This window comes from Angustibacter luteus (assembly GCF_039541115.1).
GTDB lineage: Bacteria > Actinomycetota > Actinomycetes > Actinomycetales > Angustibacteraceae > Angustibacter > Angustibacter luteus.
Genome location: NZ_BAABFP010000002.1, coordinates 323,793 through 349,615, shown reverse-complemented (window position 1 = coordinate 349,615; position 25,823 = coordinate 323,793). Strand labels below are relative to the sequence as shown.

The 25,823-nt window shown below is 72.1% G+C and carries 20 protein-coding genes and 1 tRNA gene; 11 read left to right on the top strand and 10 right to left on the bottom strand.

Annotated elements, in window-relative coordinates:
* Positions 1–114: 114 nt before the first annotated feature.
* From ABEB17_RS01695 to ABEB17_RS01650, 10 genes are all read right to left on the bottom strand, one after another.
* Positions 115–735: a GDSL-type esterase/lipase family protein gene (locus ABEB17_RS01695; protein WP_345714814.1), complete on the bottom strand. Its 621-nt coding sequence runs from the start codon at positions 733–735 to the stop codon at positions 115–117.
* 7 nt (positions 736–742) lie between these two features.
* Positions 743–919, bottom strand: a complete 177-nt coding sequence (locus ABEB17_RS01690; RefSeq protein ID WP_345714813.1) for a DUF6104 family protein — start codon at positions 917–919, stop codon at positions 743–745.
* A gap of 9 nt (positions 920–928) precedes the next feature.
* Positions 929–4,723 carry a multifunctional oxoglutarate decarboxylase/oxoglutarate dehydrogenase thiamine pyrophosphate-binding subunit/dihydrolipoyllysine-residue succinyltransferase subunit gene (locus ABEB17_RS01685; RefSeq protein WP_345715769.1) on the bottom strand — a complete coding sequence of 1,265 codons (3,795 nt, stop codon included), beginning with the start codon at positions 4,721–4,723 and terminating at the stop codon, positions 929–931.
* A gap of 182 nt (positions 4,724–4,905) precedes the next feature.
* A complete protein-coding gene (locus ABEB17_RS01680; RefSeq protein ID WP_345714812.1) occupies positions 4,906–5,688 on the bottom strand; it encodes a hypothetical protein in 783 nt (260 codons plus the stop codon).
* Positions 5,685–6,635 (bottom strand): ABC transporter ATP-binding protein, encoded by a 951-nt coding sequence (locus tag ABEB17_RS01675; RefSeq protein ID WP_345714811.1) that lies wholly within the window; start codon positions 6,633–6,635, stop codon positions 5,685–5,687. The genes ABEB17_RS01680 and ABEB17_RS01675 overlap by 4 nt, the downstream gene beginning before the upstream one ends.
* On the bottom strand, positions 6,610–8,661 hold the full coding sequence (locus tag ABEB17_RS01670) for an ABC transporter ATP-binding protein (protein WP_345714810.1): 2,052 nt from the start codon (positions 8,659–8,661) through the stop codon (positions 6,610–6,612). Before ABEB17_RS01670 ends, ABEB17_RS01675 begins: the two co-directional genes overlap by 26 nt.
* Positions 8,658–10,394: an ABC transporter ATP-binding protein gene (locus tag ABEB17_RS01665; RefSeq protein ID WP_345714809.1), complete on the bottom strand. Its 1,737-nt coding sequence runs from the start codon at positions 10,392–10,394 to the stop codon at positions 8,658–8,660. The genes ABEB17_RS01670 and ABEB17_RS01665 overlap by 4 nt, the downstream gene beginning before the upstream one ends.
* Positions 10,395–11,003: a TetR/AcrR family transcriptional regulator gene (locus ABEB17_RS01660; RefSeq protein ID WP_345714808.1), complete on the bottom strand. Its 609-nt coding sequence runs from the start codon at positions 11,001–11,003 to the stop codon at positions 10,395–10,397. It abuts the gene before it with no gap.
* Positions 11,004–11,085: 82 nt separating this feature from the next.
* Entirely contained in the window at positions 11,086–12,123 is a 1,038-nt protein-coding gene (locus tag ABEB17_RS01655) for a HAMP domain-containing sensor histidine kinase (RefSeq protein ID WP_345714807.1), read from the bottom strand.
* Complete coding sequence (locus ABEB17_RS01650; protein WP_345714806.1) at positions 12,120–12,884, bottom strand: response regulator transcription factor; 765 nt, start codon at positions 12,882–12,884, stop codon at positions 12,120–12,122. Before ABEB17_RS01650 ends, ABEB17_RS01655 begins: the two co-directional genes overlap by 4 nt.
* 45 nt (positions 12,885–12,929) lie before the next feature.
* Here ABEB17_RS01650 and ABEB17_RS01645 point away from each other — a divergent pair, with 45 nt between their 5' ends.
* The 11 genes from ABEB17_RS01645 (at position 12,930) to thrB (ending at position 25,545) form a co-directional block, all read left to right on the top strand.
* Positions 12,930–14,381: a GuaB1 family IMP dehydrogenase-related protein gene (locus ABEB17_RS01645; protein WP_345714805.1), complete on the top strand. Its 1,452-nt coding sequence runs from the start codon at positions 12,930–12,932 to the stop codon at positions 14,379–14,381.
* 112 nt (positions 14,382–14,493) lie between these two features.
* Entirely contained in the window at positions 14,494–15,837 is a 1,344-nt protein-coding gene (locus ABEB17_RS01640; protein ID WP_345714804.1) for a hemolysin family protein, read from the top strand.
* Positions 15,834–16,871, top strand: a complete 1,038-nt coding sequence (locus ABEB17_RS01635) for a hemolysin family protein (RefSeq protein WP_345714803.1) — start codon at positions 15,834–15,836, stop codon at positions 16,869–16,871. Before ABEB17_RS01640 ends, ABEB17_RS01635 begins: the two co-directional genes overlap by 4 nt.
* Positions 16,872–17,140: 269 nt before the next feature.
* Positions 17,141–18,280 (top strand): M15 family metallopeptidase, encoded by a 1,140-nt coding sequence (locus tag ABEB17_RS01630; protein ID WP_345714802.1) that lies wholly within the window; start codon positions 17,141–17,143, stop codon positions 18,278–18,280.
* 58 nt (positions 18,281–18,338) lie between these two features.
* A tRNA-Arg gene (locus ABEB17_RS01625) sits at positions 18,339–18,410 on the top strand.
* Between the two features lie 131 nt (positions 18,411–18,541).
* On the top strand, positions 18,542–18,979 hold the full coding sequence (locus ABEB17_RS01620; protein ID WP_345714801.1) for a response regulator: 438 nt from the start codon (positions 18,542–18,544) through the stop codon (positions 18,977–18,979).
* Positions 18,980–19,026: 47 nt separating this feature from the next.
* Entirely contained in the window at positions 19,027–20,673 is a 1,647-nt protein-coding gene (gene argS / locus ABEB17_RS01615) for an arginine--tRNA ligase (RefSeq protein ID WP_345714800.1), read from the top strand.
* Entirely contained in the window at positions 20,673–22,094 is a 1,422-nt protein-coding gene (gene lysA / locus ABEB17_RS01610; protein WP_345714799.1) for a diaminopimelate decarboxylase, read from the top strand. The genes argS and lysA overlap by 1 nt, the downstream gene beginning before the upstream one ends.
* Positions 22,095–22,167: 73 nt before the next feature.
* Complete coding sequence (locus ABEB17_RS01605) at positions 22,168–23,484, top strand: homoserine dehydrogenase (protein WP_345714798.1); 1,317 nt, start codon at positions 22,168–22,170, stop codon at positions 23,482–23,484.
* Positions 23,484–24,569 carry a threonine synthase gene (gene thrC, locus ABEB17_RS01600; RefSeq protein WP_345714797.1) on the top strand — a complete coding sequence of 362 codons (1,086 nt, stop codon included), beginning with the start codon at positions 23,484–23,486 and terminating at the stop codon, positions 24,567–24,569. Before ABEB17_RS01605 ends, thrC begins: the two co-directional genes overlap by 1 nt.
* A gap of 4 nt (positions 24,570–24,573) precedes the next feature.
* On the top strand, positions 24,574–25,545 hold the full coding sequence (gene thrB, locus ABEB17_RS01595) for a homoserine kinase (protein ID WP_345714796.1): 972 nt from the start codon (positions 24,574–24,576) through the stop codon (positions 25,543–25,545).
* Positions 25,546–25,823: the final 278 nt, after the last annotated feature.

The following is a 25,823-nucleotide window of genomic DNA, read 5'->3' as shown; positions in this document are numbered from 1 at the left end:
TCGCGTCTGTCGCAACCCGTCAACCCCGAGTTCGAGCACCATTCGCGCTACCCGTGGCTATGGAGCCTCGAAAACCACGGGTAGCGCGATAGGTGCGAGAAGGGGGCGCGAAGGTCAGGGGAGGGGGTCGAGGCCGAGCCACTGCGGCCAGCCGCAGTGCAGCACCAGCCACGCGAGCAGGCCGTAGCCGGCCTGACCCGGGTGCACGCCGTCGCCGGTGGACAGGTCCGCCGCCCACTGCTCGTGCGAGAGCAGCGGCTCGAAGCAGTCCACGAACGGCACCGACCGGCGCTCGCAGACATCGCGCTCGGCGTCGACGACGGCCCGCAACCGGTCGTTGAACGTGCGGTCGGCCCGCGGTGGCGGCCCGACGACGAAGGGCTGCAGCCCGTCCGCGGCCGCCTCGTCGACGACGTTGGCCAGGTTCAGCCGCGTGCGGGCCAGCGAGATGCCCGCGTCGACGTCTCCCGCGCCGACCGCGACGACGAGCCGGTTGTCCGCGCCGTCCTCGAGCCGCCGTCCCACCTCCGCACGCCAGCGCTCGAGCACGCCGGCCGTGGTGTCACCGCGCACGCCCAGGTTGTGCACGGTCAGGTCGATCTCCTCCGCCGGTGTGCGGGCGGCGACCCGGCCCACCCAGCCGAGGGCCTTGGGGTCCCCGTAGCCGAGGGCCATCGACGACCCCACCACGCAGATCCGGACGTCGCGGCGCGCGCCGCTCGCAACAGCGCTCACGGGCAGCTCACTCGTCCTCGTCGTCCAGGCGGGCCAGCCAGGTGGCCAGCCGCTCCGTCGGTGTCTCGAACTCCGGGTTCAGGTCGACGAACTCGCGCAGCCGCTCGGCCACCCAGGACAAGGAGACGTGCTCGTCCCCGCGTCGCTCCTCGAGCTCCTCGATCCCGCGGTCGGTGAAGTACACGCGCGTCCCTCAGCGGCCCAGGGCCTGCTCGAGCAGCGCGACGAGCTCCTCCTCGTGCCGCTTCGACGACCCGCTCGCCGGCGACGCGGACGCCGGGCGCGAGGCCCGGTGCAGCGCCCGCCCGCCGAGGAACTCCGGCAGGTTCAGCGCGACGTGCGGCCACGGCCCCATGTTCGCCGGCTCCTGCTGCGCCCAGACCAGCTGCGCACCCGGGTACTTGTCGATCTCGGTCAGGATCTCGTCGACGGGCAGCGGCGCGAGCTGCTCGACCCGAATGATCGCGGTGCTGGTGTCCTCGCGCTTGCTGCGCTCGGCCACCAGGTCCCAGTAGATCTTGCCCGCGCACAGCAGCACCCGGTCGACGTTCGCCGCATCGACCGACGCGTCCCCGATCACCGGCAGGAAGTGTCCGGAGGTGAACTCCTCGGGGCTGCTGACCGCGGCCTTCAACCGGAGCATCGACTTCGGGGTGAAGACGATCAGCGGACGACGGGGCCGGGCGTACGCCTGACGGCGCAGCAGGTGGAAGTAGGACGCCGGGGTGCTGGGCATCGCGACGGTCATGTTGTCTTCCGCGCACATCTGGAGGAAGCGCTCGATGCGCGCCGAGGAGTGGTCCGGGCCCTGCCCCTCGTAGCCGTGCGGCAGCAGCAGCACGACGGACGAGTGCTGGCCCCACTTCTGCTCCGAGGAGGAGATGAACTCGTCCATGATCGTCTGCGCGCCGTTGACGAAGTCGCCGAACTGGGCCTCCCACAGCACCAGCGCGTCCGGCCGCTCCACGGAGTAGCCGTACTCGAAGCCCATGGCCGCGAACTCGGACAGCAACGAGTCGTAGACCCAGAACCGGGCCTGGTCGTCGGTCAGGTAGAGCAGCGGCGTCCACTCCTCGGCGGTGACCTTGTCGATCAGCACCGAGTGCCGCTGCACGAAGGTGCCGCGGCGGGAGTCCTGGCCGGCCAGCCGCACCGGCGTCTGCTCCATGAGCAGCGAGCCGAAGGCGAGCAGCTCGCCCATCGCCCAGTCGACGCCACCTTCGCGGGTCATCTGCGTGCGCTTGGCCATCAGCTGCTGCAGCTTGGGGTGCACGCTGAAGCCCTCGGGAGCCGAGCTGAACGCGTCGCCGATGTGGTGCAGCACCTCGGTGCTGATGGCGGACGGGCGCGACACCGAGAACACGTCGTCGTCCACCTGCGCCTGCGGGCGCTCCAGGCCGCCGCGCGAGTCGCCGTCACCGGTCGACCGCGAGGCCTCCCGGGTCTCGGTGAAGACCCGCTCCAGCTGCTGCTGGTAGTCGCGCAGCGCGGCCTCGGCATCCTCGACCGTGATGTCGCCACGGCCGATCAGCGACTCGGTGTAGAGCTTGCGCACGCTGCGCTTGTTCTCGATCAGCCGGTACATCAGCGGCTGGGTCATGGACGGGTCGTCGCCCTCGTTGTGCCCGCGACGGCGGTAGCAGACCATGTCGATGACGACGTCCTTGCCGAACTCCTGGCGGAACTCGAACGCCAGCTCGGCGACCCGCACGCAGGCCTCCGGGTCGTCGCCGTTCACGTGGAAGATCGGCGCCTGGATCATCCGGGCCACGTCGGTCGAGTAGAACGACGAGCGGGACGCGGACGGCGAGGTGGTGAAGCCCACCTGGTTGTTCACGACGATGTGGATCGTGCCGCCGGTGCGGTAGCCGCGCAGCTGCGAGAGGTTCAGCGTCTCGGCCACCACGCCCTGGCCGGCGAAGGCCGCGTCGCCGTGCATCAGCACCGGTAGCACGCTGAACGCCTCGCCGCCGAGGTCGAGCCGGTCCTGCTTGGCCCGGACGATGCCCTCGAGCACCGGGTTGACGGCCTCCAGGTGGCTGGGGTTCGCCGCCAGGTAGACCTTGGTGTTCTCGCCCTCCTCGGAGGTGAACTTGCCCTCGGTGCCCAGGTGGTACTTGACGTCACCCGAGCCCTGCACGCTGCGCGGGTCCTGGGTGCCCTCGAACTCGCGGAAGATCTGCCCGTAGGACTTGCCCGCGATGTTGGCCAGCACGTTCAGCCGGCCGCGGTGCGGCATGCCGATGCAGACCTCGTCCATGCGCTCGTTGGCTGCGCGGGACAGGATGCGGTCCAGCAGCGCGATGACGGACTCGCCGCCCTCGAGGCTGAACCGCTTCTGCCCCACGTACTTGGTCTGCAGGAAGGTCTCGAAGGCCTCGGCGGAGTTCAGTCGGCGCAGGATGCGCAGCTGCTCCTCGGCGGAGGTGCGGTCGTAGGGCCGCTCGACCTTGCTCTGGATCCACGCCCGCTGCTCGGGGTCCTGGATGTGCATGTACTCGATGCCGACGGTGCGGCAGTAGGAGTCGCGCAGCACGCCGAGGATGTGCCGCAGCTTCATGAACGGCTTGCCGCCGAAGCCGCCGGTCGGGAACTCGCGGTCGAGGTCCCACAGACTCAGCCCGTGGGTGATCACGTCGAGGTCGGGGTGGCGGCGCTGGCGGTACTCCAGCGGGTCGGTGTCGGCCATCAGGTGCCCGCGCACCCGGTAGGCGTGGATCAGCTCCTGCACCCGTGCGGTCTTGGTGATGTCGTCGTCATGGCTGGTCGAGATGTCCTGGATCCAGCGGATCGGCTCGTACGGGATGCGCAGGGAGCGGAAGATCTCGTCGTAGAAGCCGTCCTCGCCCAGCAGCAGCTGGTGGATCCGGCGCAGGAAGTCACCGGACTGGGCGCCCTGGATGATCCGGTGGTCGTACGTCGAGGTGAGCGTGACGATCTTGGAGATGGCGCTGCGGTTCAGCGTCTCCTCGCTGGCGCCCTGCCACTCGGCCGGGTACTCCAGCGAGCCGACGCCCACGATGGTGCCCTGCCCGCTCATGAGCCGCGGCACGGAGTGGTTGGTGCCGATGGTCCCCGGGTTGGTCAGGCTGATCGTCGTCCCGGCGAAGTCGTCGGCGGTCAGCTTCTGGGCGCGCGCCCGCCGCACGACGTCCTCGTAGCCGGTCCAGAACTGGGCGAAGTCCATCGACTCCGCGCCCTTGATGCTGGGCACCAGGAGCTGGCGGGTGCCGTCCGGCTTCGCCAGGTCGATCGCGAGGCCGAGGTTGACGGCGTCGGTCGCCACCAGGACGGGCTTGCCGTCCCGCTCCGCGTAGCTGTGGTTCATCTCCGGCATCGCGGCGAGCGCCTTGACCACGGCGAACCCGATGAGGTGGGTGAACGAGACCTTGCCGCCGCGACTGCGCTTGAGGTGGCTGTTGATCACGATGCGGTTGTCGATGAGCAGCTTGGCCGGGATGGCGCGCACGCTGGTCGCCGTCGGCACCTGGAGGCTGGCCTCCATGTTCGTCACGACCCGGGCCGACGCGCCCCGCAGCGGCCGGACGTCGGGGCCGTCGTCCGCCGCAGCGGTGGGCCTGGCGGCGGGGGCCGGCTTGGCCGCGGGGGCCGGCTTGGCGGCGGGCTTGGCGTCTGGCTTGGCGGCGGGCTCCGCCGGGATGGGCTGCTGCACGGATTCCTTCTCCGGTGCGGGGGCGGCGGGGGCGGCAGGTGCCGGGGGAGCAGGCGGAGGCTGGACGGCGGGGGTGGCCGCGGCGGCCGCGGTGGCCGCGGTGGCAGGTGCGATCCCGCCGGGGTCGGTGTCCTCGACGGACGGACGCTGGCCGTTGGTCGCGGGGTCGAGCGGGTTGTAGTCCTCGAAGAACCCCCACCACGCCCGGTCGACGTTGGACCGGTCCTTCAGGTACTGCTGGTAGAGCTCGTCCACCAGCCATTCGTTGGGCCCGAAGGCCGCCATCGGGTCGCTGTTCGCGGACTCCTGCGACACGGCGGTGATCGCCTCTTCCGTTTCCTCGATCGCGTGGTGCACTGCTCCGGTCACCGGCAGGCGACCGACACGGTCCAGGCTAGTGCTTCACGATCGTCGCCGCCGACCGCCTCCACCGATCGATGCCTGAGCGCGTCGTGGCGTCTGGCACGCGGGGCCTCGGGGAGAGCGCCAGGGGCCGCTCAGGTGACGTCGCGGTGGGTCGTCACCAGCCAGCCGGCCACGGCGATCACCACGGCGTAGGCGAGCATCACCAGCCCGCCGGCCCACCAGGACAGGACGTCGGCGCCGGTGGACGCCCCGACCAGCGCGCTGGACGCGCTGCCCAGGGTGTACTGGTCGACCGGCGACGCGTCGAGCTGGCGGATGGCCAGAGCGGCGAGCGGGTCGATCAGCAGCACGTAGCCCACCGCCACCAGGACGGCGGCGACCTGGTTGCGCAGCAGCACGCCGAGGCTGACCCCGACCACGCACCAGAGCACGATGCCGGGCACCCCGAGCAGCAGCGAGCGCAGCACGCCGTCACCGCCGAGGTCGACGTCGATGCCGCGGACGGCGGCGACCACCAGCACGATCGCCAGCGACAGCACCTGGGTCACGACGGCGTAGACCAGGCCGGCCACGGCGCAGGCCAGGCACTTGGCCGTGACCACGTACCCCCGGTGCGGCGAGGCCAGGAAGGTCTGGGTCGCCGTCCGGTGCCGGAAGTCGACCGACCCGACGATCGCGCCGAGGACCAGCGCCATCAGGTAGCCGTACTGGTAGCCCGCGGACAGGGCGGTGCGCAGGCCCTCGGGGGTGTCGAGCGCGGGCAGGACGGGGCCACCGGCGTCGGCGTAGCGCCCCGCGAACGAGGCGGTGAACGCGACCTGGAGGGCGACCAGCGCCACCAGGGCGACCAGCAGCCCCCACCACATCCGGGTGGTGCGCAGCTTGACCAGCTCGGCGGACAGTGCGCGGTTCACCGGCCGACCTCGACTGCTCGCTCGGCGTCGCTGACCATCCGCAGGAACGTGGTCTCGAGGTCCTGGTGGGTGGGCGCGAGCAGGTGCAGGGGCACGTTCGCGGCGTGCAGGATGTCGCCGACCTGGCCCGTCGCGGCGCCGCGGACGACGAGCTCGGGGTCCGGTCCGGCGGCCGCACCCTCCTCGACCCGCCAGCCGGCGGCGGTCAACGCGTCCCGGGCCCGAGCGAGGTCGGGGCTACGCACCGTCACGCCCGGCTCGCCGCTGAGCGACTCGAGGGGTCCGGTGTGCACGAGTCGGCCGCGCGCCAGGATGACGACGTCGTCCACGGTCTGCTGCACCTCGGACAGCACGTGGCTGCTGACCAGCACGGTGCGGCCCTCGGCGGTCAGGTGGCGCAGGTACCCGCGCAGCCAGGCGATGCCCTCGGGGTCGAGCCCGTTGGCGGGTTCGTCGAGCAGCAGGACGTCCGGGTCGCCGAGCATCGCCCCGCCGAGGGTGAGCCGCTGGCGCATGCCCAGCGAGTAGCCACCGACCCGCCGGTCGGCCGCCCCGGTCAGCCCGGCCAGGGTCAGGACCTCGTCGATCCGGCCCTGGTCCAGCCCACCGCTGGCGCACATCCAGCGCAGGTGGTTGCGCGCCGTCCGGCCCGGGTGGAACGACGAGCCGTCCAGCCCCGCGCCGACCACCCGCAGCGGGTCACGCAGCGACGCGTAGGACTGGCCGCCGATGGTGGCCGTGCCGGACGTCGGGGTGAGCAGCCCCAGCAGCATGCGCAGCGTGGTGGTCTTGCCGGCGCCGTTGGGCCCGAGGAAGCCGGTGACCCGGCCGGGCTCGACGGCAAAGGACAGGTCGTCCACGGCCTTCACGGAGCCGAACCACTTGGTGAGGCCACTCAGCTCGAGTCGGCGACCGCGCAGGTCACTCGGGGCGTCGATCTGCTCCACCTCCAGCGGGGACGGCCGGTACCGGCACGCCGAGCTCGTTGTCGGCGTCAACCGCCGCGCCGCTGAATTGTGCCGCGTACAGGGCGGCGTAGGAACCACCCAGCGCGAGCAGCTGCTCGTGATCGCCCTGCTCCACGATGCGTCCCTGCTCCATCACCAGGATCACGTCGGCGTCGCGGATCGTGGACAGCCGGTGCGCGATGACGAAGCTCGTCCGGTCGGTGCGCAGGGCGGCCATCGCCTGCTGCACCAGCAGCTCGGTACGGGTGTCGACGGAGCTGGTCGCCTCGTCCAGGATCAGCAGGGCGGGATCGGCCAGGAACGCCCGGGCGATGGTGACGAGCTGCTTCTCGCCGGCGCTGATGTTGCTGGCCTCGGCGTCCAGCACGGTGTCGTAGCCGTCGGGCAGCGAGTGCACGAAGCGGTCGACGAACGTGGCCCGGGCGGCGTCCAGCACCTCGTCCTCGCTCGCGTCGGGACGCCCGTAGGCGATGTTCTCCCGGATGGTGCCGGAGAACAGCCACGTGTCCTGCAGCACCATGCCCAGCTCGGATCGCAGGGCGTTGCGGGTCAGGTGGGTGATGTCCACGCCGTCCAGCGTGATCCGTCCGGAGTCGAGCTCGTAGAAGCGCATGATCAGGTTGACCAGCGTCGTCTTGCCGGCGCCCGTGGGGCCGACGATCGCGACCGTCTGGCCCGGCTCCACCGACAGTGAGAGGTCCTCGATCAGCGGGCGGTCGGGGGAGTAGGAGAACGCGACGTCCTGGAACTCGACCCGGCCGTGCGGGTCGGTCAGCGTGACCGGCTCGGCGTGCTCGGGCTCCTGCTCGTCGGCGTCCAGCAGCTCGAAGACGCGTTCTGCGGAGGCGGCGGCGGACTGCATGACGTTGGCCATCGAGGCCACCTGGGTCAGCGGCTGGGTGAACTGCCGCGAGTACTGGATGAACGCCTGCACGTCGCCCAGGCTCATTGCCCCGGTCGCGACCCGCAGGCCGCCGACGACGGCGATCACGACGTAGTTCAGGTTCCCGATGAACATCATCGTCGGCATGATGATGCCGGACACGAACTGCGCGCCGAAGCCCGCGTCGTGCAGCTCGGTGTTCTTGACCTCGAACTCCTGCTCGGTCTGCTCCTGCCGGCCGAACACCTTCACCAGGCTGTGGCCGGTGAACGTCTCCTCGACGATGCCGTTGAGCTCGCCCGTGCTCTTCCACTGCTGCAGGAAGTGCTTCTGGGAGCGCTTGCCGATGGCGGCGGTGACGACCATGGTGATCGGGATCGTGATCAGGGCGAGGACCGCCAGCAGGGGAGAGATCCAGATCATCATCGCCACCATCGCGACGACGGTGAGCAGCGAGGTCAGCAGCTGGCTGAGCGTCTGCTGCAGGCCCTGGGCGAGGTTGTCGATGTCGTTGGTGACCCGGCTGAGCAGCTCGCCGCGCGGCTGGTTGTCGAAGTAGGGCAGCGGCAGCCGGCCCAGCTTGTCCTCGACGTCGCTGCGCAACCGGTAGATCGTGCGGTTCACGGCGCCGGTCAGGATCCAGCCCTGCAGCCACTGCAGCACGGACGCCACGAGGTAGAGCGCCAGGACGAACAACAGCACCTGACCGAGCCGGTGGAAGTCGATGCCCTGGCCCGGCACGAGGTCCTTCATGTTGGCGACCAGGTCGGCGAAGGTGTCCTGGCCGTCGGCGCGCAGGCCGGCGACGACCTGGTCCTTGGTGGCTTCCTCGGGCAGCTGGCTGCCGATGGCTCCCGCGAAGATCAGGTCGGTCGCGTGGCCGAGGATCTTCGGGCCGATCGCGGACAGGCTCACGCTGCCGATAGCAAGGGCCAGCACCGCGGTGAGCGCGGCGCGCTGCGGGCCGAGCAGGCCGAGCAACCGCCGCGCCGAGGTGCCGAAGTCCTTCGACTTCTCGGTCGGGATACCCATCTGCATGCCGGGGCCGCGACGCGCCTGCAACCCGGGGCCGCGACGGGCCTCGGCGGCCTTCTCCTCCTCGGTCTTCACGCCCTCGCTCATGCCGCCACCTCCTGCGCGGCGCGCTGCGACTGCGCGATCTCCTGGTACGTCGGACAGGTCTGCATCAGCTCGTCGTGGGTGCCGGTGCCGACCACCCGCCCGTCCTCGAGGACGACGATCCGGTCGGCGTCGATGATCGTGGAGACCCGTTGGGCGACAACGATCACGGCCGCGTCCTGGGTCACCGGCCGCAGCGCGGCCCGCAGCCGTGCGTCGGTGGCCAGGTCGAGGGCCGAGAACGAGTCGTCGAACAGGTAGATGGACGGCTTGGCGACCAGGGCACGGGCAATGGCCAGACGCTGGCGCTGGCCGCCGGAGACGTTGGTCCCGCCTTGGGCGATGGCGGAGTCGAGGCCGTCCGGCATGGCCCGCACGAACCCGTCGGCCTGGGCGATCCGCAGGGCCGCCCAGAGGTCCTCGTCGCTCGCGTCGCGGTCGCCGTAGCGCAGGTTGCTCGCGATGGTCCCGGTGAACAGGTACGGCTTCTGCGGCACCAGCCCGATCCGGGACCACACGTCGGTGAGCGCTGCCCCCCGGACGTCGACACCGCCGATCCGCACGCTGCCGCCGGTCACGTCGTACAGCCGGGGGATCAGCGAGAGCAGGGTCGACTTCCCGGACCCGGTGCTGCCGATGATCGCCGTGGTGCTGCCGGGCTCGGCGACCAGCGAGATCCCTTGCAGCACAGCGTTCTGCGCGCCCGGGTAGTGGAACTCGACGTCGTCCAGCTCGACCCGGGTCGCGCCGTCCGGGATGGCGGTCGGGGTGGTCGGCGGGACGACCGTGGAGTCGGTCTCCAGCACCTCGGTGATGCGACCGGCCGACACCGACGCCCGCGGGATCATCATCGACATGAAGGTCGCCATCATCACCGACATCAGGATCTGCATCAGGTAGGACATGAACGCCGTCAGCTCGCCGATCTGCATGGCGCCGCTGGCCACCCGGTGGGAGCCGAACCACAGCACCGCGACGGTCGAGGCGTTGAAGGTCAGCATCACGATGGGGAAGACGAGGGCCATCAGCCGGCCGACGGCGACCGCGGTGCCGGTGTACTGGGTGTTGGCCTCGGCGAAGCGGGAGCGCTCGTGGTCCTCGCGGACGAACGCGCGGACGACCCGGATGCCGGTGATCTGCTCGCGCAGCACCCGGTTCACCCAGTCCACGGACTCCTGCATCAGCCGGAACTGCGGGATCATCCGGCGGATCACGAGGGCGACCGAGAGCCCGAGGAACGGGACGGCGACAGCGACCAGCCAGGACAGCCCGACGTCCTCGCGCAGGGCCATGAAGATGCCGCCGACCATCATGATCGGCGCCGAGACCATCATCGTGAAGCCCATGAAGGTCACGGTCTGCACCTGCGTGACGTCGTTGGTGCTGCGCGAGATCAGCGTCGGCGCCCCGAAGCGCGAGACCTCCTGCGCCGAGAAGGAGCCGACCCGGGAGAACACCGACGCCCGCAGGTCGCGGCCGAGGCCGGCGGCCGTCCGCGCGCCGAACCAGGTGGCGCAGATGGTGGCCACGATCTGCACCAGCGAGACCATCAGCATCATGCCGCCGGCCTTCAGGATGAACGCCGTGTCGCCCTTGGCCACCCCGTCGTCGATGATCTTGCCGTTGAGGCTGGGCAGGTACAGGGACGCCATGGTGGCGACCAGCTGCAGCAGCACGATCGCGGTCAGCCAGCGCCGGTAGGGCGCCAGGTAGGCGCGGGTGAGGTTGGCGAGCATTCAGTTCCCCCTCTTCAACAGGCCGTGCAGGGCGACGTCGACGATCTCCGTCGCCGTGGTCGTGGTCGGCTGCTGGTGCATGAACGGGTGCACGCTGGAGAGCGTGAGCATCCGCAGGACGGTCAGTGCCTGCGGCACCGGCACCCGCAGCGCCGAGCGGTCGGCACCGATGAGGTCCGTCATCTCGGCGTCGATGAGCTGGCTGTCCTCGCGTCGGCGCTCGGCGTAGTCGGACGACGGCCCGGCGGGCGAGGAGGGCATCGACTGCCCGCTGGTGCGCAGGGTGATCATCAGCGAGAACACCCCGCTCATGTGCGCCTGCAGCAGGTCGACCGCGGCGACGAGCCGCATCGCCAGCGGCAGTGCCCGGTCGACGTCGCGCAGCGCGGCGCGCAGCATCTCGCTGTCGAACGCCCGCTGGATGCAGTCTGCGATCAGCTCGTCCTTCGAGCCGTAGACGCGGAAGATCGTGCCCTCGGCGATGCCCGCCGCCTCGGCGATCTCACGGGTGCTGACGGCGGCGCCCTTGGCCCGCAGCAGCGGCAGCGTGGCCTCGATCAGCGCGGCGCGGCGCTGGTCGGGCGGCAGTGCGGGGGCGCGTGGACTCATGGACGAAGACAATAGATGAGTGAGCACTCACTCACAAGTGGATTTCATGCCTTAAGGCGCCCGCCGCGCTCGTCTCAGGGGGTCAGGCCACCTCGTCCAGGTCGCGCTGGGGCAGGGTCACCCGGATGTCGCAGCCGCGCTCGGACTCGGCGACCCGGATCGTGCCCTCGTGCAGGTCGATCACCCACCGGGCGATGGCCAGCCCGAGCCCGGTGCCGCCGTCCACCGCCGAGGCGCCGCCGCGGTGGAACCGGTCGAAGACGCGCCCGCGGTCGCGCGGGTCGATCCCGGGACCCTCGTCGATGACGTCCAGCTGGATCGCACCGGACGCCGCGCGGGCCCGGGCGACGACCCGGCCACCGGACGGGGAGTGCCGGGCGGCGTTGTCCAGCAGGTTCGCGAGCACCTGGTGCAGGCGGTCCCGGTCCGCCACCACGCTCAGGTCGGCCGGCTGCACGTCCACGACGTACTGCACGTCCCGTCCACCGAGCTCGGCCTCCTCGGTGCAGGTGGTGAAGAACCGCTGCAGCTCAACGGAAGCCAGGTGCAGCGGCACCGCGCCGGCCTCGACCCGGGACAGGTCCAGCAGCTGGGTGACCAGGTCGCCGAGGCGCTCGGTCTGGGCGAGTGCCGCCCGCAGCGTCGCGTCGTCCGGCGTGGTCACACCGTCCACCAGGTTCTCCAGCACCGCCCGCAGCGCGGACACCGGCGTGCGCAGCTCGTGGCTGACGTTCGCAACGAGCTCCTTGCGCTGTCGGTCGGCGTCGCCCAGGTCCTCGGCCATCCGGTTGAACGCCCGTCCCAGCTCGCCGACCTCGTCGTTGCTCGTCGCCCGGACCCGCCGGCTGTAGTCGCCGCGGGCCATCGCCTGCGCGGCCGCCGTCATCTCCCGCAGCGGCGAGGTCATGCCGCGGGCCAGCACCTGGGTCACGACGAGCGCGAAGAGCACCGACAGCGGCAGCGTGTACCGGGTGGCCAGCTCGTTGTGCAGCCCGGCCCAGACGAAGATCGCGGACGTCGAGCAGGTGGCCGCCACCAGGATGCCGAGCTTGATCTTGATGGAGCGGAACGAGTCCAGCGGCCTGAGGTCGCGGACCAGTGAGCCGGTGGTCGGTTTCACTCGTCCCCGTTCGGGTCACCGTTCGCGTCGCCGTTCGCGACACCGTCCGGCTCCACCGAGTAGCCGACCCCGTGCACCGTGCGGATCAGGCCAGGGCCGAGCTTGCGGCGCAGGGCCTTGATGTGGCTGTCGACGGTGCGGGTGCCGGACGCGTCGGCCCAGTCCCACACGTCGGCCAGCAGCGTCTCGCGGGTCAGCACCGTGCGGGGGCTGCTGGCCAGCCGGACGAGCAGGTCGAACTCGATCGGCGTCAGGTGCACCTCCTCGCCGTCCCGGCGCACCCGGCGCTCGGCGCGGTCGATCTCGACCGGGCCGAGCGTCAGGGACGACGGGCCCTCCTGGTGCGTGGCGAGGTGCTGGGCGCGGGTGACCCGGCGCAGCAGCGCGTTCACCCGGGCGACCAGCTCGCGCATCGAGAACGGCTTGGTCATGTAGTCGTCCGCGCCGACGCCCAGGCCGATCAGCATGTCGGTCTCGTCGTCCCGGGCGGTCAGCATCAGCACGGGCACCGGACGCTCCGCCTGCACCCGACGACAGACCTCCAGACCGTCGAACCCGGGCAGCATGACGTCGAGCACCATCGCGTCCGGTGGGTTGGACAGCGCCGCCTGCACCGCGGACGGACCGTCGCCGGCGACCTCGACCTCGTACCCCTCGGCCCGCAGCCGGTGCGCGACGGACAGGGCGATGGTGGGCTCGTCCTCGACCACGAGGACGCGTCGGGGCGCCGCGGGCGCGCCGACGGGCTGCTGTCCGCTCATGGCGCGACTCTACGACCACCGGTGCCTCGGGCCTATCGTGGTGGGGTGCGCTTCCTCCCCGGTCAGATCCCTCGCGGCGACCTCACCTACCACGACGTCTTCCTCGTCCCGAACCGCTCGGACGTGACCTCGCGACTGGACGTCGACCTGTCCAGCGGCGACGGCACCGGCACCACCATCCCGATCGTGGTCGCCAACATGACCGCGGTCGCCGGACGCCGGATGGCCGAGACCGTGGCCCGCCGCGGCGGCCTCGTCGTCATCCCGCAGGACATCCCGCTGCCCGTGCTGACCGAGGTGGTCGGCTGGGTGAAGGACCGCGACCCGGTGTTCGAGACCCCCCTCACGCTGACCGCCCGGGAGACCGTGCTGGACGCGCTGCACCTGATCCCCAAGCGCGCGCACGGCGCGGTCGTCGTGGTGGACGACTCCCGGCGTCCGATCGGGGTGGTCACCACCGAGGACTGCACCCGGGTCGACCGGTACACGGCGCTCGAGGACGTGATGTCCACCGAGCTCGTCGTGCTCGACGCCGCGGACCTGTCGGGCCCGGACGCGCTGCGCGCCGGGTTCGACGCCCTGCACGACGCCCGGCGCCGGTTCGCCCCGGTCGTCTCGGACGGCGTCCTGGTCGGGCTGCTGACCCGGACCGGCGCCCTGCGCTCCACCATCTACTCCCCGGCGCTGGACGACGCGGGTCGGCTGCGCATCGCCGCCGCGGTCGGCATCAACGGTGACGTCGGCGCCAAGGCCCGCGCGATCCTGGAGACCGGCGTCGACGCGCTCGTCGTGGACACCGCGCACGGCCACCAGGCCAAGATGCTCGAGGCGCTGAAGGCGGTGCGCTCGCTGGACCCGCAGGTCCCGGTCGTGGCCGGCAACGTCGTGACCGCCGAGGGCGTGCGCGACCTGGTCGCCGCCGGCGCGGACGTGGTCAAGGTCGGCGTCGGCCCGGGCGCCATGTGCACCACGCGCATGATGACGGCGGTCGGGCGACCCCAGTTCTCTGCCGTGCTGGACTGCTCCGCCGCGGCCCGCGAGCTCGGCAAGCACGTCTGGGCGGACGGCGGCGTGCGGCACCCGCGCGACGTCGCGCTGGCGCTCGCGGCCGGCGCCAGCCAGGTCATGGTGGGCTCGTGGTTCGCCGGCACCAACGAGAGCCCCGGCGACCTGATGTCGGACGCCCAGGGGCGGGAGTACAAGGAGAGCTTCGGCATGGCCTCGGCCCGCGCGGTGGCGGCCCGGACCCGCGAGGAGTCGGCGTTCGACCGGGCCCGCAAGGGACTGTTCGAGGAGGGCATCTCGAGCTCGCGGATGATGCTCGACCCCGCCCGCCCGGGGGTGGAGGACCTGCTCGACCAGATCACGTCCGGCGTGCGCAGCGCCTGCACCTACGTGGGCGCCCGGTCGCTGGAGGAGCTGCACGACAAGGCCGTGGTCGGGCTGCAGTCCAGCGCGGGCTACGACGAGGGACGACCCCTGCCGGCGGGCTGGTGAGCACCTCGCCGTCTACGCTCTCTGGGATGACGACCGTGCCGGACCAGCTGCCGGACGACCCGGACGACGAGCCTCACCATCCGGGAGCACGTGCTCCTCGGGTAGCTGCCTCGTGACCGAGTGGTTGCTGCTGCTGGCGGCCGTGGTGCTGACGATCGGCACCGCGGTGTTCGTCGCCGCCGAGTTCTCCCTGGTGACCCTCGACCGGTCCTTCGTCGAGCGCTCGGTCGCGGACGGCGACACCCGCTCGGTCGGCGTCCTCACCGCCCTGCGCAAGCTCTCGACCCAGCTGTCCGCGTGCCAGGTCGGCATCACGCTGACCACGCTGCTCGTCGGCTACCTCGCCGAACCGAGCATCGCCGCGCTCCTGCACGGTCCGCTCGAGGCGATCGGGTTGCCCGAGGGGGCGGTCGAGCCGGTGGCCGTGGGGATCGCCCTGGTGCTGGCGACCGGGTTCTCGATGGTGCTGGGCGAGCTCGTCCCCAAGAACCTGGCGATCGCCCGCCCGCTGGGCACGGCGCAGCTGATCGCCATGCCCATGCGGGTCTTCGCGCTGGTCGCCGGGCCGCTGATCACGGTGCTCAACGGCAGCGCCAACGCCCTGCTGCGGCGGGTCGGCGTCGAGCCCAAGGAGGAGCTGTCCAGCGCGCGCACGCCGCAGGAGCTCGCCTCGCTCGTGCGGCGCTCGGCCGAGGCCGGCACCCTGGACGCCTCGACCGCGCGGCTGCTCACCCGCTCGCTGGGCTTCGGTGAACGCACCGCGGAGGACGTGATGACGCCGCGGCTGCGCTGCGTCGTCGTCCAGCGCGAGGACTCGGCCGCCGACGTCGTCCGGCTCGCCCGCACGACCGGGCACTCGCGCTTCCCCGTGGTGGACGACGGGCTGGACGACGTCGTCGGCGTCGTGCACATCAAGCGGGCGGTCGCCGTGCCGCTCGAACGCCGGGCGGAGGTACCGGCCGCGGCGTTGATGTCCGAGCCCCTGATGGTGCCGGAGACGGTCCGGCTGGACCCCCTCCTCGGCCAGCTGCGCGAGCAGGGCCTGCAGCTGGCCGTCGTGGTGGACGAGTACGGCGGCACCTCCGGCGTGGTCACCCTCGAGGACGTCGTGGAGGAGATCGTCGGCGAGGTGGCCGACGAGCACGACCGCGGGCGGACGGCGGGGCGCCGGCTCTCCGACGGCTCCTGGGTGGTGCCGGGGCTGTGGCGGCCCGACGAGGTCCGTGACCGCATCGGCGCACCGGTGCCGGACGACGGTGCGTACGAGACCGTGGGCGGTTTCGTGATGGCCGCCGTCGGGCGCGTCCCGGACGTCGGTGACGTGGTCACGGTCGCGGGCTGGCGGCTGTCGGTCAGCCGGATGGACGGACGCCGGGTGGATCGCCTGCGGGTGATCCCGGCGCCGGCGGACTCGTCGTCCGACGAGGCGTCCGCGGACTCCGGGGGTGCTTCATGAGCTCCGGGACGGCGCTGCTGGTCGCGGTCGCCCTGCTGCTGGCCAACGCGTTCTTCGTCGGCGCCGAGTTCGCCGTCATGGCGGCCCGGCGCAGCCAGATCGAGGTGCTCGCGGCGGGGGGGTCGCGCCGGGCGCGCAGCACCTTGTGGGCCATGGAGCACGTGTCGGTGATGCTCGCCTGCGCCCAGCTCGGCGTGACCGTCTGCTCGTTGAGCCTGGGGGCGGTGGCCGAACCGGCGCTGGCGCACCTCATCGCCGAGCCGTTGGAGGCGCTGGGTGCCTCGCCGGCGGCCGTGCACACCGTGGCGTTCGCGATCTCGCTCGCGATCGTGGTGTACCTGCACGTGGTGATCGGCGAGATGGTGCCGAAGAACCTGGCCATCGCCGGGCCGGACCGCGCGGCCCTGGTGCTGGCGCCGCCGCTGGTCGCGCTCTCGCGCGCGCTGGCACCGGTGATCCGGCTGCTCAACGGCCTCGCCAACGGGTGCCTGCGGCTCGTGGGCGTCGAGCCGAAGGACGAGGTGACGTCGACGTTCACCGCCCAGGAGGTCTCCTCCATCGTCGCCGAGAGCCAGCGCGAGGGGCTGCTCGGGGACGCCCACGACCTGGTCACCGGTGCCCTGGAGTTCAGCCAGCGCTGCGCCCGGGACGTGGCGGTGCCGCTCGACGAGCTGGTCACCGTGAGTGGCGGTGCGACCCCCGCGGACGTGGAGCGGCTGGTTGCGCGCACCGGCTTCTCCCGGTTCGCGGTGGTGGACGGGTCCGGCGCCGTGGTCGGGTACCTGCACCTGAAGGACGTGCTGTACGCGGACGACGAGCGCTACGACCAGCCGGTGCCCGCGAAGCGGGTCCGTTCGCTGGTCACGGTCTCCTCCGCGGACGAGGTGGAGGACGTGCTCGCCACGATGCAGCGCTCGGGCGCGCACCTCGCCCGGGTCGTCGAGGACGACGAGGTCACCGGCGTGGTCTTCCTGGAGGACGTGCTGGAGGAGCTGGTGGGTGAGGTCCGGGACGAGACGCGCCGCCAGGCCTAGGTCATCTGGTTTCCATCACCAAGAGTGATGTGGTCTGCGTCACATTCCCTGCGAGTGCCCCTGTTGTGATTCACCCAAATCGCCTATGGTCGGTCGGGCGTCCCGGGCAGTTGTCCGCCCCGACAACCGCCTGGCCCCCTCCGGGTCCGTGGACGCGCTGCACCGCCGATCGATCCTGATGCAAGCCCTGATGCCCGACCCTGACACCTCGACCACTGACCAGTGGCGCGTCTCGACGCGTCCTGACGCCGACGAGCTGGAGTTCCCGCGTGCCCCCTGCCACTCGATCGACGACGGGTGACCGTCTGTTCGTCGACTGGACGTCGCAGGAGCCCGCGAGCGAGTACCGCGGACGGCGTCGCGCCCCGGGTGCAGCACCCGAGCCGACCCCGGAGACTGACCGGACGGCGGACGTCGAGGTCACCGACGTCATCGACCGGACGACGCTGGTGCACCCGGAGCCTTCCGCACCTGCCGCGCCGCAGTACCGGACCCGCGCCGAGGCGAAGGCGGCCCGGCTGGCGGAGGCGCGGCCGACCACCACGGTGCTGCCCGCGACACGCTCACGGCGCTCGGTCGCCGCACCGCCCGCCGCCCCGCAGCCAGCGTCGCGACCCTCACCCAACGTCCGGCGCGCGCCGCACAGCCGCGAGCAGCCGGCCCCGCGGACGTCTCGCCACCGCGGGCTCGCCGTGGTCGGCGCCCTGGCTGCCGTCGCCGGGCTCGGCGGTCTCGCGGTCGCCGCAGGAGCACTGCCCTCCGAGGCTGCCGGTCAGGCCGCCGCCTCGCTGGGTGCCACGACCTCGGCCTCCGGTGGCGTGCTGTCCGACAGCAGCCAGCTGAGCACCCAGCTGAGCACCCAGCAGTCGTCGTCCCGACTGGCCGGCGGGACGCTGGACAACGCGTTCCGGATGACCGCCGTCTCTCGCTCGCAGGAGCGCGGTGCCATTGCCGGCTGCAGCGGCAGGACGCCGACCCAGTCGTACTCGAACGGCCAGCTCCCGACGTCCATCCTGTGCGTGCTGCCGTGGGCGTCCCGGCACCGGCTGCGGGCCGACGCGGCGGTCCGGCTGATCCGGCTGAACGAGGTGTACCGCGGCACGTTCGGCGAGGACCTGTGCCTCACGGACTCCTACCGCTCGCTCGCCTCGCAATACAGCGTCGCCGCCCGCAAGCCGGGGCTGGCAGCGCGACCGGGCACCAGCGAGCACGGCTGGGGGCTGGCGATCGACGTCTGCGACGGTCCGGACCAGACCAGCAGCGCACGCCGCACCTGGTTCCTCGCGAACGCGCCGAAGTTCGGCTGGGACAACCCCGCGTGGGCCCGCCCGGGCACCGGCAGCCGGCCCGAGCCATGGCACTGGGAGTTCGTCGAGGGCGAGTCCAAGACGCAGTCCGGGCAGGACTAGCAGGGCAGCAGCCCGGTTCGGACTCGCTCGCGGTGGCTGGTAACCTCGTTGAGCCCGAGCCCCCGTAGCTCAGGGGATAGAGCACCGCCCTCCGGAGGCGGGGGCGCAGGTTCGAATCCTGCCGGGGGCGCTTTCAGATCGCGAGAAGGACCGACGTCCCGAGCCACCACCCGCGGCTCGGGATTCTGCATTTTGCCCCTCTCAGGACCGGGATGCTGCAACTCGCCTGGCTTGATCACGATGTCGGCCTAGTCTGAGGGAATGATGCAGCAGGGGAGGGGCCGGCGCAGGCGCTCGGTCAGCTCGCTGTCCTCCCCGCGGGTGCTGGTCTGCGACGACACCGACTCCGTGCGCTCGCTGATCGTGATGAACCTCGAGCTCGAGGGCTATGACGTCATGGAGGCGCACGACGGCCAGGAGGCGCTCGACCTGCTGAGCGACCCGACGAACGTGCTGCCGGACGTCGTCACGGTCGACGCGCTGATGCCCCGCCGGGACGGCTGGTGGACGGTCTCCATGATCCGCAGCGACCCGCGCCTGGAGCACCTCCCGGTCGTCATGGTGACCGCGTCCGTGCAGAGCCACCACCGGGCCCAGGCCGAGCAGGCCACGGTGGACGCCTTCATCGCCAAGCCCTTCGACCCCGACGAGCTCGTCGCCATCGTCGGCGTGCTGGCCTCCGCGGGCCGCGTGGGTTGAACCAGTGGGCTGAGTCAGCGGGCTGCGTGAGTCGGTAACCTTCCACGGTGACCCCCGAGCAGCTCTCCCTGGCCATCCGTGGTGTCCTGGCCGACGCCGTCACCTCCGGCGAGCTCAGTGCCGCCGTCCCCGACGAGGTCCGGGTGGAGCGCCCGCGTTCGCGTGAGCACGGCGACTGGTCGACGAACCTGGCGCTCCAGCTGGCCAAGGGGGCCGGGATCCCGCCGCGGCAGCTGGCCGAGGTGCTGGCCCGCCGGCTGCAGGAGGTCGAGGGCGTCCGCAAGGTCGACGTCGCCGGCCCCGGCTTCCTGAACATCTCGCTGGACGCCGGCGCCGCCGGTGAGCTGGCCCGCACCATCGTGGAGGCCGGGACCGCCTACGGCGAGAACACCACGCTCGCCGGTCACGTGGTGAACCTGGAGTTCGTGTCGGCGAACCCGACCGGTCCGCTGCACATCGGGCACACCCGGTGGGCGGCGCTCGGCGACTCCCTGCGCCGGCTGCTGGCCGCCAGCGGCGCGACGGTGACCAGCGAGTACTACGTCAACGACGCCGGTGCCCAGATGGAGAACTTCGCGGCGTCCGTGCTGGCCCGTGCGCGCGGCGAGGCGGTGCCCGAGAACGGCTACCCCGGCGAGTACGTCGACGGTCTCGCGAAGGTCGTGCTCGAGCAGCGGCCGGACCTGCTCGAGCTGCCCGACGACGAGGCGCTGGTCGTCGCCCGCGACCTGGGCTACCAGGCCCAGCTGGCCGAGATCCAGCAGGTGCTCGCCTCGTTCGACGTGCACTTCGACGTCTGGTTCAGCGAGCGCACGCTGCACGACGGCGGCGCGGTGGAGCAGGCCGTGGCCCGGCTGCGTGAGCAGGGGCACGTCTTCGACGCCGATGGTGCGGTGTGGCTGCGTACCACCGACTTCGGCGACGACCGGGACCGGGTGATGGTCCGGCAGGACGGCGTGCCGACCTACTTCGCCGCGGACGCGGCGTACTACCTCAGCAAGAAGGACCGCGGCTTCCCCGAGAAGGTCTACATGCTCGGCGCGGACCACCACGGCTACGTCGGGCGGCTCAAGGCCATCGCGGCCTGCGCCGGTGACGACCCGAGCGTCAACATCGAGGTGCTGATCGGCCAGCTGATCAACCTCAACGGCGCGAAGCTGTCCAAGCGCGCCGGGAACATGATCGAGATGCGCGACCTGATCGACTGGATCGGCAGCGACGCCGTCCGGTACTCCCTGGCCCGGTACCCGGCTGACTCGCCGCTCAACCTGGACGGCGAGCAGCTGCGCCAGCGCAGCAACGACAACCCCGTGTTCTACGTCCAGTACGCGCACGCCCGGATCAGCCGGATGTCCCGGCTGGCGGCCGAGGACGGCGTACGGCGCGAGGACGGCTTCGACCCGACGCTGCTGGACCACGAGACCGAGTCCGTGCTGCTGGCTACCCTGGGCGAGTTCCCGCGGGTCGTCGGTCAGGCCGCGGAGCTGCGTGAGCCGCACCGGGTGGCCCGCTACCTCGAGGAGCTCGCCGGCAAGTACCACAAGTGGTACGACGAGTGCCGGGTCCGGCCCGAGAGCGCGGACGAGGAGATCACCGACCTGCACCGCACCCGGCTCTGGGTCAACGAGGCCACCCGAACCGTGCTGGCCCGCGGCCTGGACCTGCTGGGTGTGTCCGCGCCGGAGCAGATGTAGTGCGCGCGCACGAGGCCGGTGCGCTGCACGCCGACGGGTACTTCGGCCCGTCGTGGCTGCGCCCGCCGGTCGACGTCAACGAGCTGGTGGCGCCCCTGTGGTCGCGCACGGTCCGGCGGGGCAGCAGCTGCGGCCGGCTCAAGGTCGCGGACGTCGACGTGGTCGCGATCGCGGCCCAGCACGGCACCCCCGCGTACGTGGTGGACGAAGCGGACTTCCGGGCCCGCGCCCGCGCATTCGCCACCGCCTTCGACGCCGCCTTCGCCGACCTCTGCGGCGGTGCCGACGTGTACTACGCGGGCAAGGCGTTCCTGTGCACCGAGGTCGCCCGCTGGGTGGTGCAGGAGGGCCTGAGCCTGGATACCTGCACCGGGGGCGAGCTCGCCGTAGCCCTGCGGGCGCAGGTGCCGCCGTCCCGGATCGGGCTGCACGGCAACAACAAGAGCGACGCCGAGATCGGCCGGGCGCTGGACGCCGGCATCGGCCGGATCGTCGTCGACGCACCGTCCGAGATCGACCGGGTCGCCGACCTCGCGCGCGAGCGCGGCGTGCGGGCGCCGGTGCTGCTGCGGGTGACCGTCGGGGTCGAGGCGCACACCCACTCCTACATCGCCACCGCTCACGAGGACCAGAAGTTCGGTCTGTCGCTCAGCGGCGGCCAGGCCCGGGCGGCCGTCGCGCAGGTGCTGGCCCGGCCCGAGCTCGAGCTGCGCGGCCTGCACTCGCACATCGGCTCGCAGATCTTCGACGTCCAGGGTTTCGAGATCGCGGCCCGACGGGTGCTGGGGCTGCACGCGAAGGTGGCGACCGAGCACGGGGTCGTTCTGCCCGAGCTCGACCTCGGTGGCGGGTTCGGCATCGCCTACACGACCCAGCACGACCCGTTGGCGCCGACCGACCTGGCCGGGGGACTCGCCGAGATCGTCGGCAAGGAGTGCGCGGACCTCGGGGTCGACGTCCCGCGGATCTCGGTGGAGCCCGGTCGGGCCATCGCCGGTCCGAGCACCTTCACCCTGTACTCGGTCGGCACCGTCAAGGACGTCGACCTGGACGGCGGCGGCCGGCGCCGGTACGTCGCCGTGGACGGCGGGATGAGCGACAACATCCGCACCGCCCTGTACGACGCCGACTACTCGGCGACCCTGGCGAACCGCCGCTCGGACGCCGAGCCCGTGCTCTCCCGGGTGGTCGGCAAGCACTGCGAGAGCGGCGACATCGTGGTCAAGGACGAGTTTCTGCCCTCGGACGTCGGGCCCGGCGACCTGCTCGCCGTGCCCGGCACCGGCGCCTACTGCCGGAGCATGGCCAGCCAGTACAACCACGTGCCGCGGCCCCCGGTGCTCGCGGCCCGCGACGGCCAGGTGCGGGTGCTGGTGCGGCGCGAGACCGAGGACGACCTGCTCGCCCTGGACCTCGGGTGAGTCCGGATCACGGACGTCGTTCTCACCAGGTGGGCGCACCCGGCATGATGGCGCCGTGAGTCATGATGGCGCCGTGAGTACCGCCCCTCTGCGCGTCGCGATGCTCGGCTGCGGCGTCGTCGGCACCCAGGTGGCCCGGTTGCTCACCGAGCACGCCGGCGAGCTGGCCGCCCGCTCCGGTCGCCCGCTCGAGATCGTCGGCATCGCCGTCCGCCGCACCGGCCGGGACCGCGCCGCCACCGGCGTCGCGCCCGAGCTGTTCACCACGGACGCCGAGGAGCTCGTCACCCGGGCCGACATCGTCATCGAGGTGATCGGCGGCATCGAGCCGGCCCGCACGCTGATCCTGTCCGCGATGGCGCACGGCGCTTCGGTCGTCACGGCGAACAAGGCGCTGCTCGCCCAGGACGGCCCGACGCTGTACGCGGCCGCCGACGAGCACGCGGTCGACCTGTACTTCGAGGCCGCTGTCGCCGGGGCCATCCCGCTGGTCCGTCCGGTGCGCGAGTCGCTGGCCGGCGACCGGATCAAGCGGGTGCTGGGCATCGTCAACGGCACCACCAACTACGTTCTGGACCAGATGGACACCACCGGAGCCGGGTTCGCCGAGGCCGTCGAGCAGGCGCAGGCGCTCGGCTACGCCGAGGCCGACCCGACCGCGGACGTCGAGGGCTTCGACGCCGCCGCCAAGGCCGCGATCCTCGCCTCGCTCGCGTTCCACACCCGGGTGCCCGCCTCGGCGGTGTACCGCGAGGGCATCACCGACGTCAGCGCGGCCGACGTCGCCGCGGCCCGCGAGATGGGCTGCGTGGTCAAGCTGCTGGCGATCTGCGAGCGGACGGCGGACCCGGCAGGCGGTGAGGGCGTCGCGGTGCGGGTGCACCCGGCGATGCTGCCGCGCACGCACCCCCTGGCCGGCGTCCGTGGGGCGTTCAACGCCGTCTTCGTCGAGGCCGAGGCCGCTGGCGAGCTGATGTTCTACGGGCCGGGCGCCGGCGGCGAGCCGACCGCGAGCGCGGTGCTCGGCGACGTCGTGTCCGTGGCGCGGCACCGCGTGCAGGGTGGCCGCGGGCCGGGCGAGTCGTCGTACGCCGAGCTGTCGCTGCTGCCGATGGGGAGCACCCGCACCCGCTACCACGTGAGCCTCGACGTGGCCGACCGGCCGGGGGTGCTCGCCCAGGTCGCGCTGGTGTTCGCCGACCACGAGGTGTCCATCGAGACCGTCCGCCAGCAGCTCACCCCCGGTGAGGGTGACGCCCCGCCGCGCGCCGCGCTGGTCGTGGTCACCCACCAGGCGACCGACGAGGCGCTCGCGGCGACGGTGGACGACCTGGCCAAGCTGGACGTCGTCCAGGCGGTGGCGAGCGTGATGCGGGTGGAGGGCGAGTAGTGGCACACCAGTGGCGCGGCGTCATCGAGGAGTACCGGGACCGGCTGCCGGTCGACACGGACACCCCCGTGGTGACCCTCGGCGAGGGTGGCACCCCGTTGGTGCGCGCCCGGCACCTGTCGCAGACCACCGGCTGTGAGGTGTGGCTGAAGGTCGAGGGCATGAACCCGACCGCGTCCTTCAAGGACCGCGGCATGACGATGGCCATCTCGAAGGCCGCTCAGGCCGGCGCCCGGGTGGTCATCTGCGCGTCGACCGGCAACACCTCGGCGTCCGCAGCGGCCTACGCGACGGCGGCCGGGATGACCTGCGCGGTGCTGGTGCCGGACGGCAAGATCGCGATGGGCAAGCTCAGCCAGGCCATCGCGCACGGCGCGACGCTCCTGCAGGTCGACGGCAACTTCGACGACTGCCTCACGGTGGCCCGCAAGCTCGCCGAGGCCTACCCGGTCGAGCTGGTGAACTCGGTCAACCCGTACCGGATCGAGGGGCAGAAGACCGCGGCCTTCGAGGTCGTCGACGCACTGGGCGACGCCCCCGACGTGCACTGCCTGCCGGTGGGCAACGCCGGCAACATCACGGCGTACTGGAAGGGCTACGGGGAGTACACATCGGCGTCGGCGCAGCCCGGACCGGCGACCCGCACCCCACGGATGTGGGGGTTCCAGGCCGCCGGCGCGGCGCCCATCGTGGCCGGTCACCCGATCGACGAGCCCGAGACGATCGCCACCGCCATCCGGATCGGCAACCCCGCGTCCTGGCGGCAGGCCGAGCAGGCCCGCGACGACAGCGGCGGCCGGATCGACGCCGTCACCGACGAGCAGATCCTGGCCGCGCACCGCTGGCTGTCCAGCCGGGAGGGTGTCTTCGTCGAGCCGGGCTCGGCCGCCGGGGTCGCCGGCCTGCTGGCCGTGCACGCGGCCGGTGGGCTGGAGCCCGGGCAACGCATCGTGTGCACGGTCACCGGTCACGGCCTGAAGGACCCGCAGTGGGCGCTGCGCACCGAGGACGGGTCAGAGGTGACGCCGGTCCGCGTCCCGGTCGACACCGTCTCGGTCGCGACGGCCCTCGGCCTGGAGGAGTGAGCGGGTGAGCGGGCCGCTGGATGAGCCGGTGAGCGTGCGGGTGCAGGTGTGCGCCACCAGCGCGAACCTCGGCCCGGGCTTCGACAGCCTCGGCCTTGCCCTCGGGGTGTTCGACCAGGTCGAGGTGCGGGTCGGCGGCGAGCCCGGCGTCCGCGTCACGGTGCACGGCGAGGGCGTCGGCGAGGTCTCCGACGGTGAGGACCACCTGGTCGTGCGCGCCCTGCGACGTGGTCTCGACGCGGCCGGCTGGACGCAGCCGGACTCGCTGGAGCTCGTCTGCCGCAACACGATCCCGCACGGGCGCGGGCTGGGGTCCTCGGCGGCGGCCGTCGTCGCCGGCCTGGTCGCGGCCCGGGCGCTGGCCGGACCGGGCGCCGGCTCGGGCGGGCTGGACGACGAGCAGCTGCTCTGCCTGGCCACCGAGTTCGAGGGTCACCCGGACAACGCAGCCGCCGCGCTGCTGGGTGGGCTGACCCTCGCGTGGACGGAACCGGCCGGCCCGCGGGCGGTCCGGCTCGAGCCGCGGCCGGACGTCGTCGCGGTGCTGTTGGTGCCGACCAGCCGGCTGGCCACCCACCACGCGCGGTCCGTCCTGCCCACGAGCGTCGCGCACGCGGACGCGGCGGCGAACAGCGCTCGTGCCGCGTTGCTCGTGCACGCCATGACGCAGGACCCCGACCTCCTGCTGCCTGCGACCGAGGACCGGCTGCACCAGCGGCAGCGGGCCGCAGCGATGCCGCAGACCATCGAGGTCGTCGAGGAGCTGCGAGCGCGCGGACTCGCCGCGGTGGTGTCGGGAGCCGGGCCGAGCGTTCTGGTGCTCGGGGTCGGTGACGCCGAGGCGCTGCGGACCCGCTGTGCCGCAACGGCAGCAGCCCACTGGCGGGCCCTCGCGCCGGCCCTGGTGGCGCACGGCGCGACCGTCGTTGCTGTCGGTGACGAGGCGGTTGCAGGGCCCTCGGATCGGCTCGCCTGATCGGGTGGCGGCGCGGCGTGGCGGGGGCGTGGGAAGGAACACATTCAGCAGGTGATGGTGTTACTCTGACTGCGCGTCCCCGCTCCGGCACGCTCCCCGCCTTCCGGAAGCCGACGCAGTCGCCATCCACGCCACTCCCGTCGAGGGACGGCTGAGGCGAATCCGAAATACCGCGGTCCCGAACCTGACGGGTCCGCCGTTCCCGCACGGATGACGACACCTGAGCTCTGGCAAGCAAAGCCGGCTCATTGAACTCGCTACCCGCCACAGACCGGGGG